We start from the raw sequence: 13,623 nt of genomic DNA, 5'->3' as shown, positions 1-13,623 counted from the left end.
GATGAGTGATCTACTACAAACAGGTAATTTCGAAGTGACAATTGATGGTATGCCAGCATTTAGGGCGATTTCTGTAGATGGGATTGGAATTGACATTACTCCAAATTTCCAGACTCCGGACGAAAAGACTAAAGAGAAAGTCAGCAAAAGAGGAAATGTTGATTACCCAGGTGTAACAATCTCTAGAGAGTTCACTGGTAACAAAGATTTCTTCAATTGGATTAAGGACTGCACAACAAAAAATACGGAAGATTTAAAGAAAAACATTTCGATTGTTGTGAAAAATGAAAGCAATGAAGAGGTTATTAGATATAACTTGCAAGCTACATGGCCTACAAATTATATCGCACCTAAATTTGCAAAAAGACAAAGTAATGCAACTGAAGGAAGCATTGAAGCATCAGAAAGAATCGTTTTAGACGTTCAATCTGTTGAACTTGCTTAATCAAATTGGAATAGAGGATGTTAGAAACACAAAAAGACATAGAAATTCTTATAAGAGCAAGATATCCTATGATATTTTGCGTAAGCTTTGAAGAAGCTCGTGTTGAAACAATGGTTTCTAACATCGCTCATTCTCGTGGTGGACAATTTCTTGTTTGGACTAAAACAAGAGGGTTTTATGACCCCTATAGCAAAAAAATTGAAGGGATAACTAATCCCGAAAAAGCTCTCCAGTTTATTGTAGAGCAAAAAGGAAAAGTCTGCTTCCTATTAAAAGACTTCCACCCTTACATGAAAGATCCTACTATTATTAGAAAACTTAGAGATCTTGCATGTGACTTAAAACTATGTCAGAAAAATGTTGTATTTATTTCTCCAACTTTGACGGTTCCTCACGAACTTTCTAAGGAACTTGCGGTCGTAGAAATCCCTCTTCCCAATAGAGATGAAATCTCTCAAATTTTTGATAAAATCTCTGTTGAATTAGGTGTATCCCTTGGCATAAGTGCAGATGAAAAAAGCAATATCATCGAAAGTGCTTTGGGTCTTACACAAGAAGAAGTTGAAAATATTTTCGCCAAATCACTTGTGAAATTTGGTGAAATCAAAATCGATGAAATACTTCAAGAAAAACGCCAGATTGTTCAAAAATCAGGAATTCTTGATTTTATCCCAACTGAGGGTAAATTTGGACAAATTGGTGGGCTTGCCTATTTAAAAAATTGGTTGGCCACGAGAAAAGGTGGATTTTCTCAGGCCGCTAAAGAATTAAACCTTCCTACACCAAAGGGAATTTTAATCGTTGGTCCCCCTGGTTGTGGAAAATCTCTTACGGCCCTTTGTACTGGTGCTGCTTGGAAAATGCCACTTCTTAGACTTGATATGGGAAAAGTGTTTAGTGGACTCGTTGGCTCTAGTGAACAGAACTTAAGACAGGCCCTCTTAACAGCAGAAAGTGTCTCCCCATGTATCTTATGGATCGATGAAATTGAAAAAGGTCTATCTGGTGCTTCAAGTGGTGGCGGAGACGGTGGTACAACCGTTCGAGTTTTTGGTACTTTCTTAACTTGGATGCAAGAAAAGAAAAAACCTGTATTTGTTCTTGCTACGGCAAATGATGTGAGGTCTTTACCTCCTGAATTACTTAGAAAAGGCCGTTTCGATGAACTTTTCTATGCAGATCTACCAGAAGAAAAGGATAGACTTGATATTTTGAACATTCATCTCTCAAAAAGAAAATGGCAAATTGAAGATTTTAATCAAGAACAATTTGGCCAGTTCTCTAAAGAATTCAGTGGAGCTGAAATTGAACAAGCTCTTATCGATGCTAGATATAATGCTTATTTTGAAGAAAGAGAACTAAGAATGAATGATCTTTCTGAAGCATTATTAAAAACCACTCCAATTGCTATAACTATGAAAGAAAAAATTGAAGAAACTAGGCGATGGGGAAAAGAACGTGCAGTTGATGCAAACTGTATTGAAAGTAAAAAAGGTGAACAACCTAACGTAAGACAGGTTGAACTTGGAGGCTAAATGTCACATTTTACGGAAGTTAAAACGCAAATTAAAAACTTAGAGTTTTTTAAGAAGGCCTTAAAAGAGCTGGGTTTTGACTTTGTATGTGATCTCGATTCTCTTACAATCGAAAATTTTTTTGGAGATAAAACCTCAGTAGAACTTCTTATTAAAACCGGAACTAAATATGATATTGGACTCAGATTAAAAGAAGACAATACTTATGAACTGGTTGCCGATTGGGAACTCCTCGAAAAAATGAAATATGACACAAAAAAAGTTCAAGAAACTTTGCTACAAAAGTATTCATATATTACGGTTAAGGATTCTTTAGAACAACAGGGCTACGAAGTAGATGAAGAAGTTGTAGACGAAGAGGGAAATATCGAACTGGTGGTGGCACAATGGTAAAAAAAGTAAATATTAAAATAGATAAAACTGGAAAAGTAGAGTTGGATGTCCAAAATGCCGTCGGTAATGAATGTGAGAAATGGACAGAGATGCTTGAGAATGCTCTTGGAGAAGTTAAGCAAAGAGAACTCAAAGATAGCTATTATGAAGAAAACACTCAGAGTGAGGAATATAGTGCAGACTAAATATCCTAAACGATATTCACAAGTTTTTTTCGCTGCAAATGGACAGTCCGTTGTAACTGATCATTGGAAAAAACATCTTCTAGAAGATCTTCTGTGTGTGGAAGATTATAGAGATAATAAGCCTGCTGATCTTAATTATATATACTTAACTCAATTTGGAATGCTTTTTGGGGAAGAGGAAATTATAGATAATAAAAAAGGTGTTTTTGCTTTTTATGTACATGGCTGCCCATTTAAATGCCATTTTTGTTATCAAAATGATTTCTATGATTCTACTCCTAAAAAGCAAGTATTAATTCAAAAATTAGTAGAATTCGTTGCCTATAAACTAGAAAAGGATATTCCCGTTGAGTTTGTCATTTCAACATATAACCAATCAGTTGCCATCACTTGCAAAAGGATAAAAATGATCAATCCTGAAAGAAAAATTGTCTATAAATTTTCAGGTATATTATCTTCGGAACAAATTGAACAACTTAAAGATTGTGTAGACATCTTTGTGCCAGACTTTAAAGCGATTACGATTGAATGTGAGAAGTTTCATGGATTACCAAGTGGTTTTGCAAAGAAGACAATGTCAACTCTCAAACAACTATTAATTCTTAATAAAACAGTAATTGTTAGACATTTGACAACTGAAAGTTTCACCGGATGGGATAAGGAACTGGTTGCAATTGAAAACTTTCTAAGTGAATTGAAAAAAAAGGGACAAATATATTTTTCTATTTTGAATCAGTTTTTTAATACAATTACTAGAAAGATTGAATTCATTGAGAAAATAAGAATTGAACAAGTCTTAGAAAGCTCTTCAACACCTCTATTAATATCAAGCGAGGTGGCACTATGATTTCCAAAGTAATTCTACAGTGCATTGATAAAGAAGATAACCTTATTGAAAATGGAAAAAAGGAACTTTTTCAGCATATTTTAAAATTAGAATTAGTAAAAAATGGTCATCAAATAGATGAATTGCACATCGTCTTCGGAAGTAAGCATGGACATGAACTAATTTCAGAGCATTTTCAAGATATTTTAATGATTCAACTTGGTGTTAGCTTTAAAGAAACTCCTGATGATGAAGACAATTTTAAATACATTTTTAAAGGAATACTTTCTAATCAAAGCTTATCTGGCAAAAATATTGTTTTAACTTATGTGGGTGGACAAAAAATTCTTGATACTAATCCACCAGCTTCAAGTGCTTATAATGCACCAATAAAAATAAATGAATTGTTGCAAAATAATATAGCTGTATTAGAAGAATTTACTCACAGAGATTTAGCACTTGAAGCAAATTTAGGGGCAGATTTTAATGAAACTCAAATTATTAGATATAATTATTCAAACAAATCTCTCTTGAAATTTATCTATGAAACAAGCTCTAATTATGGATTTCTCTTTACTGTTAATTATCAGAATTCACTTACGAACTATTCGTTGATAAACCCATTCTCTAGAGATCTCTCAGTCGAACACTCTTTAGATCTTGGGCAATATTATCCTGATTACCTCGAATACAGCATTAACTACCTCGAACTTAACGGACAAATTGAAAGTATTACTGAAAAAAGAGAAAAAAAGGAATTGAAACCCTCAACTTCATTTAGTGGTGATGCAACAGAGGATGATGATACACCTTACAAAATTGATTATGCAAATGATCTTGGTTACTACAAAGTTGAATATTTAAATAACTTCTCTCAGGCCTCAGTAGACATGGATGATCAGTTACATGCTTTATACAATAGAAACCGTCTTAATAATTGTAGAATAAAATTTGTGAGTGATATTGTTTTGGAAATTGGTCATGTGGTCGAATTCACCCTCAAAGAAGAAACCAGTAAAATTGATACTCTTGCTAAGTCGCTTTTAGGAAAATATTGCATAACTGATATCGAACTAAGCTATGTTAAAAACAGTCACTTTAATATTAGTTACTCGGCGGTGAAAATATGAAAGAATTTACTGCACATCAAGATATTTTTTTAGAAGAATTTATTCAAGTAAATGCCCCGACTCTTTCCAATGTTTCAATGAATGAGCTTGAAATTGATTTTAAAAAATATGGGCCGCTTCGATTTGAGAATTCAAAATTTAACAAAGTTTTATTTTCTTGGTTTACAGGGAATTCAACTTTTTCTTTTGTTGATATAACGAACTCTAATCTCGATGATAGTAGAATGGAGTCAACGGTATTTGAAAATACCAATATTTTAAATAGTTCATTTAGAAAAAATTTAATGAATAAGTGTATCTTTCGTCAGAGCGTCTTAGAGAACTGTGATTTTAGAAACACTGAGGCCTCTTTTAGTGAATTTACAAACTGTAAACTTCAGTTCATTGATTTATCCTACTGTGAATTTAGATCTTGTTTTTTCAAAATTGAAGATTTTTCTGCAACGCTATCCAATACAAACTTCATTGGTTGTACTTTTCTAAGAGTGCCTTTTACCAAATTGGATCTTGACGTTTGCAAATTTGAAAATTGTATATTTATCGATTGTGAATTAGACGCCTATCAAGTTAAAAGATTAAACATGAATAATATGTTTATAAAAAAATGGTCGGTTTCAAGAAAAATAAATACTGAAAATATCTCAGAAAAACAAGAAATTGCCAGTATTCCAAACAAAACAATTGAAACACCCATCAAACCAGTTGAACCCAAAGCTCCTAGTATGCCATCAAAACCTATTCAACCAACAAGGTTTGATGCACTAGAATTTGAAGGGATGGGCGATGAACTGTAAATACTTAGGTTTAGGTCGATTAGATTCCAATACCCAAAAGATGCTTGCACCTTTGGAAGAAATCAATTTAGAAGATGATATTAGACAAAATATTTACCACTGCCTTATCACTGAAAAAGGTGAAAGAGCACTCAGACCAGAATATGGCTGTGAAATTTCAAAATATTTTTATCAGCTAAATAAATCCGGAATGGCCAGAAATATGTGTAGTGAAATTAAAAACTCACTTACTAAAAATGAACCTAGAATTACTGTTAATAGTGTTGATTACGCAAATGATGAAATCTCCCAAAAAAGAGTAATGATCAATTATACAATTAATGAACTCAATAGTTCTAGTACGTTTGAGTTTCCTTTGGTGGTGTTATCATGAAAACACCTAATATTCAGCTTGCTTCAAAGTATCATGATAAAATTAATAAAAAACTGAGTGAAATCTATCCAGATTGGGATTTTACAAGTGCCGGAAACCCGATCAGTATTCTTTCTGAGGCCATCGCTTTAAGCTGTGCGGAAATTGAAAACGAAATACACCAAATTCCAAATGAGGTCGTTAACCAACTTCCTCTCTTGTTTGGTCTCAACTGCAGAAAGGCAAAACCGGCCAAGGGAATAGTAAAAATTATTCCTAAAAATTTACTCAAAGATCAAGAACATACACTTTTAGATGTGCATACTGAGTTTAAATCTGTTGATAATATTACTTTTCGCTCAACTGACCCTGTTACAATTTGTGATCATGGAGAAATCTACTTAAGAAATCAAAATGGTTCATGCCTTATAGGACTTGAAAAATTTCCGGGCAGAGTAAATATTAATCTCTTTGTTGAACTTGAAAATCCACTCAATTTTGGACAAGTTAGATTTAATAATATTATAAAAAATGAAAAACGCTTTATTAGTAGTGAATGTTGTACAAAAGGATATTCTAAATCTGGATATTTTAAATTGTATACCTCAGCAACTTTCATTGAAAAATCTGAAATAGATGGCGTGAATGCCTTTTGGCTTGAAATGGAGTGGAATAATTATTCTGAAATTCTTCCCGTTCGAAGAGTCATTCCAAATGTCGTAGAAGTTGAAAATATAAAGACTTTGAAAAAAATATGTCTTGGCCCTGGTACAGCTAGACCACATCAAGAATTCACCTTGCCTAGTGAACAGGTCTTTAACGAGTTTACTTTAAAAATATACAACGGCGAATTTGATATCACTGAAACCTGGCATTGTGTAGAAAGTTTTTTCTTATCTAACGAAAACTCTTCTCATTTTACATTTGATACTGCCAAAGGGGTTATCAAATTTGGAGATGGAGTAAGAGGAAGATTATGTCCAGTTGGGTTTGATAATGTTGTAATCGAATCACTTGAATTGACTAATGGCTCTGCCGCCAATTTAGACATCTCTGCACCAATCCACTTAGAAAAGCAAAAAAACCTCATTGATCGTGTCGAATTTGTAGATGCCCCTACCGGTGGTACAAATTATTCTGATAGTGAAAAGCTATATTCTCAGTTTTCAGGACTGCTTAAAAATAAAGATAGGGCCATCACTCTTGATGACTTTATTAATATTTCAATGACTTCTTCTCCAAGAATAGGCAAAGTCTATTGCCAAAGTGGCAAACATAATATCGTAAATGTTTATCCTTTGATAAAAGCTGAATACAGTAAAAACAGTAAAGAACTTGATTATCTACCCATCGATAGTGATATTTATACGTTAAAAGAATATTTAGAAGACAGGGTACTTATCGGAACAAGAGTAAATGTTGAAAAACTTTCACTCAAAGAGTTATTGTTTCAGGCCACAATTTATCTTAAACAAATCAATAAACAAGAAATTCAAGATATTAGAAATAAAATCAGAGAGTATTTTAGCGTCTATAGTGAGCAAGGACTAAAAGTCGCTCCAGGTATAAACATCGATATCGATCACCTCACAAAGTATATTATGGATATTGAAAATGTGTTTTTTGTGAAAGATATCTTTCTCATAGATAATCGATCTGGAGTATCAAAGAAAATTCACAAACTAAATTTAAACGAACTACCTAGTTTAAAGCTAGATGTACATTTTGAGGAGGGAAATTATGTCAACTAATCAATTTCCTTTTCATTTTCAACAGTACTACTTTGAACAAGATAAAAAAGATATGTTCCTATTTTGGCACTCTTTTCTTGATTCAGTGAGAAGTACAAAAAATGAAGTTAATCAATTTGTAAATCTCCTCCATTCAAACCCTACAAATGATAAATATGGATTTTGGAAATCCCTTTTTGGAATTGATATTTCATTTTTAGATGAAGAGCAAAAAGAAGACTTTATTAAATTTTACCTTGAATACACAACATGGAGAGGAACAATAAAAGGACTCAAAATCCTACTTAATATTGTTCTTCCCAACTCTAGATGCAGATTGATTCAGGGACCTGCTCCAATGAGTGCATACATTCTTGGAGAATCACGTTTAAATTCTACAAGAAGAATACTTAATAACGAGTCTGATTTTGATAGTTTAGTTATAGAATTAGATGAACGACTAGATGACAGCACTCGACTTGGACTAAGACATTTATTAAAAAAAGAAATCCCATCTCACGTCAAATTGTATATTACAAACAGAGATGTTAGGAGCAATATTTGTAAAAATGAGGGAATCATTTTAGACAATATTGAGTTTGGAGAGGTATTAGATTATGTGGACTGATAAAAGTGTACATTTTAATTTTGGCCAAAAATTAGTTCCCGAACAGTTAAATTCAATCGGCCAGTACAGTAAACAAAGAGATGAAGTTATTGAGCATATTACTTCCGGTGGAAGAGGGATCGTTAAAGGTTACGGGGATGAATTAAATATTATCGTTTCTGAAAATGATCCATTAATGATTGCAATTATGCCAGGAGCTGTTTTAGGGAATTTTGGTCAATTGATCATATTCAATGAACCCATCTTAATGAATTTAAATGGAATCGTTGCAAAAGATCCTCAACAGTTTGTTCTCTACGCCTATGAAGAACAAATACTAGAAAATCCCGTTACCGATCATGAAATACCTGAACTCGGTGGACACCAATACCGTACAAATATTGGAAAAGTTGGAATTTCAAAAGAAGTTCCAGCAAACGGAATAGCAATCGGTCATGTGAAACTTGATAAAAATGTTGAAAGACTTACAGTTCAAAATGAAGTATCCGATACTCCTGGTGTCATTTATACTTGCCTAAGACCCTATTACTACTCTTTTAACAGATATTTCGTAGACTATACATTTCAAAAAAATGCAAAAACATATGTGAGTGACTTTAGAGCATCCTTAATTCAGGTCGGTACCGTCTTTGTTGGACTCAAAAGTCTTCCTCGATGCATAGACAGAGTCGTCTATCTTGAAGCTGAAATTTCAGACAGATTTTTTATTATGAGCAAAATTTCTTATTTACTCATGGAAACTCACAAAGTCTTTAACGATCTTGTTGAAGATTTAAGACACCTCACTAGAGATGCTCAAAGAGATTATGAGCAAGTATGGCAAGATCTCTTTGCCTTGGCCGAGAGTCTTAAAAGTGAAGATGACAATGTTAATATGAATAATTTCAAAGCATTGTCTGAGCTTGCTTCATATCTAAGAACACACTTAATTAAAATTGATTCTCTTGATGCTAAAAATACTCTTATCCAAGAGTCTTTGGCCGATATAAAGGCATTCCCATTTGGCTATCATAGAAAACACTCTTTCGGTGGAACTATCTTCAAAAAAATTGACTCTATTGGAAGTACTGATTTCAAAGAAAGATTGGCCATTAATTCTGATTTTACTGTCCAAAGAATCGTCGAAGTAAATTTGGGTGAAGGAAAAAGTGAGACAATAAAAGGTCAATTTGTTGGTAAGGGATCTATTGAAATTAATCTGGCCAATCTCACAAATGATAAATTGGCCATCATCATGCTTAAATGTTTAAAAAGAAGAGGAGCTCTATCTTTAACTTTTATAATGAATGGACAGCCAATACAAGATTTTAATGTTTCCTCTGCTGAACTCGTAAACCAGGCCATCAATTTAGGGGCCCTCATTAATCCAAGTAAAATAATAGATGGAGATAATTTACTCACCATCCAAGTAAATAACACAGACTTAGACGTTGGTATCTTAGAAGTAACTATGTACCAAGAAAGTGAAACAAAGGATTTATAAATGAGTATTATAAATTTTTTGTCTGCAATTTATCATTCTTCATGTGAGCTTATTAAGGCCCACGATAATGAGGTAACTTATAATCGCGATGGACTTCCTATGCTTGCAGAATGGCAAGGAGCAGACCCCTACGCCCACTACAATTGTAAAATTGAAGATGTTCAAACTTTTCCATATGGAACATTAGTTGTTCTCAAAGGGAAAAACGAAATTGAAAATATTAAACTTTCAAAGAAAATAACCTCTGTAAGTACTAAAATTAACAGCGATATTGTGATTAATTCGACCGATCTATGTGAGGCCACAATGTATGTTAAATATAATGGCGAATCAGTGATCGTGACAACTGACAATTTCAGTTATCCTCTGATCGTCAACGGACAAGAAACCGAATCAGCTCAAATATTTGATCATGATGAAATTTCCTTTCTCGGTGCTGATTTCGTATTCATTAAACTAGGAGGTATCCAATGATTAGTGATGTCTTCGAGAAATTATCCACCAGATGGGCCAAGGCAAAACTTGTATTTCATAAATACAATAACAGAGAAAAACTACCTCCAGTCGCCTATAAGGAAACACCCAATAGTCCTGAGGTTGGATGGCTTATTGATGAAAATGGACGAGTTTTCGCCCTTCATAAAGGAAGAAACTATATCTCCTTTGATGGTGATGATCTCATAATTTGCAAAATGAGAAATCCCAACACAGAACTCTATGCTACAGCAGATATTAAAGACTGTAATGCTGTCATAAATATAGATGATAAAATCACCGATTACTGCCATGGAGAAAAAATTGAATTGATGAACAGATTCTATCAACTTAGACTCATCACAAATAGAACTTTTCAGACACAAGTATTTCTTCACTCAATCGCAATATTACTTTTTGCTATTACCTTTTTAAATAACACAATTGTTGCCCAGGAAAATAGCAATAATGATGAAATTATTATTACCTCTGATCTTGAGACCAAAGCTGTCGGCGATGAAGACTTTTCAATAACTTATCCCATTAAAGGTGTTTCATCTCTATCCAAAGAAAAAACTTTAGCAAGCTTATTAGTGGGAGTTGAAAAGCTTAATTTAAATATTAAAAAAATGGGTCCACAACAAACTGAATACGTCTTTTTAATTGATAATAGTTCATCATGTGAGAGAAGAAAATTTGAAAAACCTATTAATAATGCAATCCTGAAATTTATTAATAAAGTATCTCCAGAATCACTAATCAGTTTAACAGTATTTAATAAGAAAATTAATGGGGAGAATCATTTTCAAAATATTTTTAAAGGAAAGAAAGCTTCAGGCCTCAAAGCGACTTCAAAATTCTTCTCATGTGAAGAACAAGCATTATCTTTGAGTATAAACCAAGGTATTCACTCAATGGCCCAGACCATGGATGCCCTTGCTCCTCAAACCAAAAGACACATGATTGTTATTTCTTCAGGAAACGCAGGGCCAGTGAGAGACCTTGACGCTGATCGGGTGAAAGATCTTTATAGATCAAAAAATTATAACGTTTCCGTCTTTGCCTATACTCCTTTTTTAAATGAAGATTTAAAACGAAACGTTATAGAAAATTTAAGATTAGAAGATGAATCTTCAATTCTTTGGAAAAATTCTGATGATATTAATATCATTGATCATATAGAGTTTTATTGGAACTTCGTGGTGGAAATGTTGCTTCCTATAAATTTCGAATATGGAGCTTATCCACTTGTTATTAATTTTACCAATACTGACAAAAAATACTCTCTACGAACTAATCTCATGATCTCAATCAACCCTGAAGTTAAATTCAGAAAACAGTTATGGTTTGTTTCAAAGATTCTCGCAGCAGTGTTATGTATAATTCTTTTAATTTATTTAGTTTACAGATACTATAAACCTTTAATCGGACAAGATAAAAAATCTGTCTTATCAAGAAAATGGATTGGAGACTTATTTGCTGTAAAAGGAAATTTTCCAATTCTTATTATTAAACATCCCTTTTATCAAACTCAAGTTTTAACTCTTGAAAACAGACAAGTATTGATTGGAGGCGGACTTAAAAATAACTTTCGTCTCGCTCAAACTCCAAATAATCAAAATATTAAAATTGAAAGAAGGGCACCATTAACTTATGAACTCAAACCTTCATTAGATACTTTAGTCTTATTAAATGGAAAATTACTGAAAAAAGAAACATTTCTCAAAATTGGGGATGAAATCAAAATAGGGCATTACGTGTTTAAATTTTTATTTGCCGGGAGTCATTCATGAAATTCTTATTAACCTTAACCATAATTGGCCTTCTTAGTAGTTGCTCGGTTTTACAAAGGTCAAACAGACTTAAAATACATGAAGTGAATACATTAGTACAACTTAGCGGTTATCAATTTGACTATATTGATGGATCAATACAAATTATGGCCAAACTTCCAAAAGATTATGAAAAATATTGTTCTTACAAAAGTGGAATTAAATTACCTAAACTTGTCATTGCTTCAAGATTCAAAACATATGGGCCATACAAATTTTCATGTCGCCAAAGTAGAGATTTTATGGTCGCTGAAAGCTATACAAATTTAGCTCCAGGCAATTATGCGTTATCATTTTTTTATGAATCTAATACTCCTCGTACAGACCTTGAAGGATATATCTTCTATTCACCTCCTCATAAAAAAGATCAACAAGATTCTGAAATGGACTATGCTGGAGCAAAAGAACTTAAGGAAGGTGTCGTAAAGGATGACCTTAACCCAGCGCTTGGAAATAGAACCGACTGGTATAAAGTTGATGTTAAAAACTTCAGCAATTTCAAAATTTCAGTGAATGCTAATTCAAACGTAGAAGGAGCACCTGTCCAACTAAATACAATAAAAATGTACCGCATGCAAAAAGGAAACCTAATTCCCAAGTACAATATTAGCAATAACAAACCAATTAATATTAGTCTTGAAGGAGAATACTATTTGAAATTAAAATCTTTCAAGTATGCTCCAAGTATGAATTATTCCATTAGTTTAGTTAAAACGAAAACAAGTGAAACAAAACAATCAGAAGAAGTTATGAATCTAGTCGACGTGCCCATCGTAGATGTATGGCCTGTTGGAAATGGAAAAACATCCTTAATCCTAGGCAAGGGAAGTAGTGCGGGAATCAATGTCGATAATGAACTCAAAATATATGTGAGCAAAAAGTTTTTGGGACTTTGTAAAATTAATCAAATTGATGAAAAAGAATCACAATGTATTTTAGATAAAAAAATTGCCTACTCAAAAAGTTTAAATGCTAGAGGAAGTCTAAAATGAATTTGAATATTGTTCTTGCAACAGTTGTAGACAATAAAGATCCTGAAAACTTAGGTAGAGTAAAACTACAATACCCATTTTTAGGAGAAAGTATGGGAGAGAATTCTAGTCCTTGGGCCAGAATCCTTAGACCAAACTCACACACAGGCTATGGAGACTGGACAGTCCCTGAAATCAACGATGAAGTATTTGTCATTTTTGAAAATGGACAGTTTCATCTACCCATTGTTATTGGATCAATTTATAAAGATATAGACTCTACCTTTCAATCAAATATTGAAAATTATAACCAAGAAAAAAACAATATTAGAGCAATTAAAACAAGATCAGGTCATACGCTTATATTTGATGATGATGTTGATGGTGAGCAGGATAAAATCCAATTGAATCACCAAAAAGGACATAAATTAAGTATTGAAAATAAAAAAATTACTCTGGGTGACGTAACAGGAAACACAATCTCAATGAGTGAAGAAGATAATCTTATTGAAATAAAAACTGCTGATGGGACCTCCATAAAAATTGATAAGAATATCAAAATGGAAGATTCTAACGGTAATAAAATTGAGCTTACTGATAGTGAAATAAAAATTCAAAGCTCAAAAAGTATAAAAGTAAAATCTAGTGGAAAACTCACACTGGATGGAAGTAGCGGAATAGAACTTGGTGAGGCAGCAATGGAAGCAGTTGTAAAAGGTAAGACATTTGTTCAGCTTTTTAATGCTCACACACATGTCGGAAACCTCGGAGCACCTTCTTCTCCACCGATGGTACCATTACAACCACTGGTCGTACTTTCTCAAAAGGTGAAAACCAAGTAGGAA

15 protein-coding genes are annotated in these 13,623 nt (G+C 33.0%); all 15 read left to right on the top strand.

Features of this window, described 5'->3' with window-relative positions:
- Position 1: 1 nt before the first annotated feature.
- The 15 genes from H6622_01235 to H6622_01165 are packed head-to-tail and all read left to right on the top strand — an operon-like array spanning position 2 to position 13,620.
- Entirely contained in the window at positions 2-445 is a 444-nt protein-coding gene (locus H6622_01235; protein ID MCB9060129.1) for a phage tail protein, read from the top strand.
- A gap of 17 nt (positions 446-462) precedes the next feature.
- Positions 463-1,980, top strand: a complete 1,518-nt coding sequence (locus tag H6622_01230) for an AAA family ATPase (GenBank protein ID MCB9060128.1) — start codon at positions 463-465, stop codon at positions 1,978-1,980.
- Complete coding sequence (locus H6622_01225; GenBank protein ID MCB9060127.1) at positions 1,981-2,373, top strand: DUF1257 domain-containing protein; 393 nt, start codon at positions 1,981-1,983, stop codon at positions 2,371-2,373.
- On the top strand, positions 2,367-2,558 hold the full coding sequence (locus H6622_01220) for a DUF2997 domain-containing protein (protein MCB9060126.1): 192 nt from the start codon (positions 2,367-2,369) through the stop codon (positions 2,556-2,558). Before H6622_01225 ends, H6622_01220 begins: the two co-directional genes overlap by 7 nt.
- On the top strand, positions 2,548-3,405 hold the full coding sequence (locus H6622_01215) for a hypothetical protein (GenBank protein MCB9060125.1): 858 nt from the start codon (positions 2,548-2,550) through the stop codon (positions 3,403-3,405). The genes H6622_01220 and H6622_01215 overlap by 11 nt, the downstream gene beginning before the upstream one ends.
- Positions 3,402-4,514: a hypothetical protein gene (locus H6622_01210; protein ID MCB9060124.1), complete on the top strand. Its 1,113-nt coding sequence runs from the start codon at positions 3,402-3,404 to the stop codon at positions 4,512-4,514. Before H6622_01215 ends, H6622_01210 begins: the two co-directional genes overlap by 4 nt.
- A complete protein-coding gene (locus H6622_01205; protein MCB9060123.1) occupies positions 4,511-5,308 on the top strand; it encodes a pentapeptide repeat-containing protein in 798 nt (265 codons plus the stop codon). The genes H6622_01210 and H6622_01205 overlap by 4 nt, the downstream gene beginning before the upstream one ends.
- Complete coding sequence (locus H6622_01200; protein ID MCB9060122.1) at positions 5,298-5,681, top strand: GPW/gp25 family protein; 384 nt, start codon at positions 5,298-5,300, stop codon at positions 5,679-5,681. The genes H6622_01205 and H6622_01200 overlap by 11 nt, the downstream gene beginning before the upstream one ends.
- Positions 5,678-7,411, top strand: coding sequence for a baseplate J/gp47 family protein (locus tag H6622_01195; protein ID MCB9060121.1), 1,734 nt, complete (start codon positions 5,678-5,680; stop codon positions 7,409-7,411). Before H6622_01200 ends, H6622_01195 begins: the two co-directional genes overlap by 4 nt.
- Positions 7,401-8,018 carry a hypothetical protein gene (locus H6622_01190; GenBank protein ID MCB9060120.1) on the top strand — a complete coding sequence of 206 codons (618 nt, stop codon included), beginning with the start codon at positions 7,401-7,403 and terminating at the stop codon, positions 8,016-8,018. Before H6622_01195 ends, H6622_01190 begins: the two co-directional genes overlap by 11 nt.
- The gene (locus tag H6622_01185; GenBank protein MCB9060119.1) at positions 8,008-9,501 is read left to right on the top strand and encodes a hypothetical protein; all 1,494 of its coding nucleotides are present in this window, start codon (positions 8,008-8,010) and stop codon (positions 9,499-9,501) included. The genes H6622_01190 and H6622_01185 overlap by 11 nt, the downstream gene beginning before the upstream one ends.
- Positions 9,502-9,975 (top strand): hypothetical protein, encoded by a 474-nt coding sequence (locus tag H6622_01180; protein ID MCB9060118.1) that lies wholly within the window; start codon positions 9,502-9,504, stop codon positions 9,973-9,975.
- Entirely contained in the window at positions 9,972-11,768 is a 1,797-nt protein-coding gene (locus H6622_01175) for a VWA domain-containing protein (protein MCB9060117.1), read from the top strand. Before H6622_01180 ends, H6622_01175 begins: the two co-directional genes overlap by 4 nt.
- Positions 11,765-12,799, top strand: a complete 1,035-nt coding sequence (locus H6622_01170) for a hypothetical protein (protein ID MCB9060116.1) — start codon at positions 11,765-11,767, stop codon at positions 12,797-12,799. The genes H6622_01175 and H6622_01170 overlap by 4 nt, the downstream gene beginning before the upstream one ends.
- Positions 12,796-13,620: a hypothetical protein gene (locus tag H6622_01165; protein MCB9060115.1), complete on the top strand. Its 825-nt coding sequence runs from the start codon at positions 12,796-12,798 to the stop codon at positions 13,618-13,620. Before H6622_01170 ends, H6622_01165 begins: the two co-directional genes overlap by 4 nt.
- The last annotated feature ends 3 nt before the right edge of the window (positions 13,621-13,623 follow it).

Source organism: Halobacteriovoraceae bacterium, from assembly GCA_020635115.1.
Classification (GTDB): domain Bacteria; phylum Bdellovibrionota; class Bacteriovoracia; order Bacteriovoracales; family Bacteriovoracaceae; genus JACKAK01.
This window is presented reverse-complemented; position numbering and strand designations above follow the sequence as displayed.

Excerpts from the sequence above, each read along its gene's own strand:
- H6622_01235 (MCB9060129.1), top strand. The coding sequence starts at position 2 with ATGAGTGATCTACTACAAACAGGTAATTTCGAAGTGACAATTGATGGT.
- H6622_01230 (MCB9060128.1), top strand. The coding sequence starts at position 463 with ATGTTAGAAACACAAAAAGACATAGAAATTCTTATAAGAGCAAGATAT.
- H6622_01225 (MCB9060127.1), top strand. The coding sequence starts at position 1,981 with ATGTCACATTTTACGGAAGTTAAAACGCAAATTAAAAACTTAGAGTTT.
- H6622_01220 (MCB9060126.1), top strand. The coding sequence starts at position 2,367 with ATGGTAAAAAAAGTAAATATTAAAATAGATAAAACTGGAAAAGTAGAG.
- H6622_01210 (MCB9060124.1), top strand. The coding sequence starts at position 3,402 with ATGATTTCCAAAGTAATTCTACAGTGCATTGATAAAGAAGATAACCTT.
- H6622_01205 (MCB9060123.1), top strand. The coding sequence starts at position 4,511 with ATGAAAGAATTTACTGCACATCAAGATATTTTTTTAGAAGAATTTATT.
- H6622_01200 (MCB9060122.1), top strand. The coding sequence starts at position 5,298 with ATGAACTGTAAATACTTAGGTTTAGGTCGATTAGATTCCAATACCCAA.
- H6622_01195 (MCB9060121.1), top strand. The coding sequence starts at position 5,678 with ATGAAAACACCTAATATTCAGCTTGCTTCAAAGTATCATGATAAAATT.
- H6622_01190 (MCB9060120.1), top strand. The coding sequence starts at position 7,401 with ATGTCAACTAATCAATTTCCTTTTCATTTTCAACAGTACTACTTTGAA.
- H6622_01185 (MCB9060119.1), top strand. The coding sequence starts at position 8,008 with ATGTGGACTGATAAAAGTGTACATTTTAATTTTGGCCAAAAATTAGTT.
- H6622_01180 (MCB9060118.1), top strand. The coding sequence starts at position 9,502 with ATGAGTATTATAAATTTTTTGTCTGCAATTTATCATTCTTCATGTGAG.
- H6622_01175 (MCB9060117.1), top strand. The coding sequence starts at position 9,972 with ATGATTAGTGATGTCTTCGAGAAATTATCCACCAGATGGGCCAAGGCA.
- H6622_01170 (MCB9060116.1), top strand. The coding sequence starts at position 11,765 with ATGAAATTCTTATTAACCTTAACCATAATTGGCCTTCTTAGTAGTTGC.
- H6622_01165 (MCB9060115.1), top strand. The coding sequence starts at position 12,796 with ATGAATTTGAATATTGTTCTTGCAACAGTTGTAGACAATAAAGATCCT.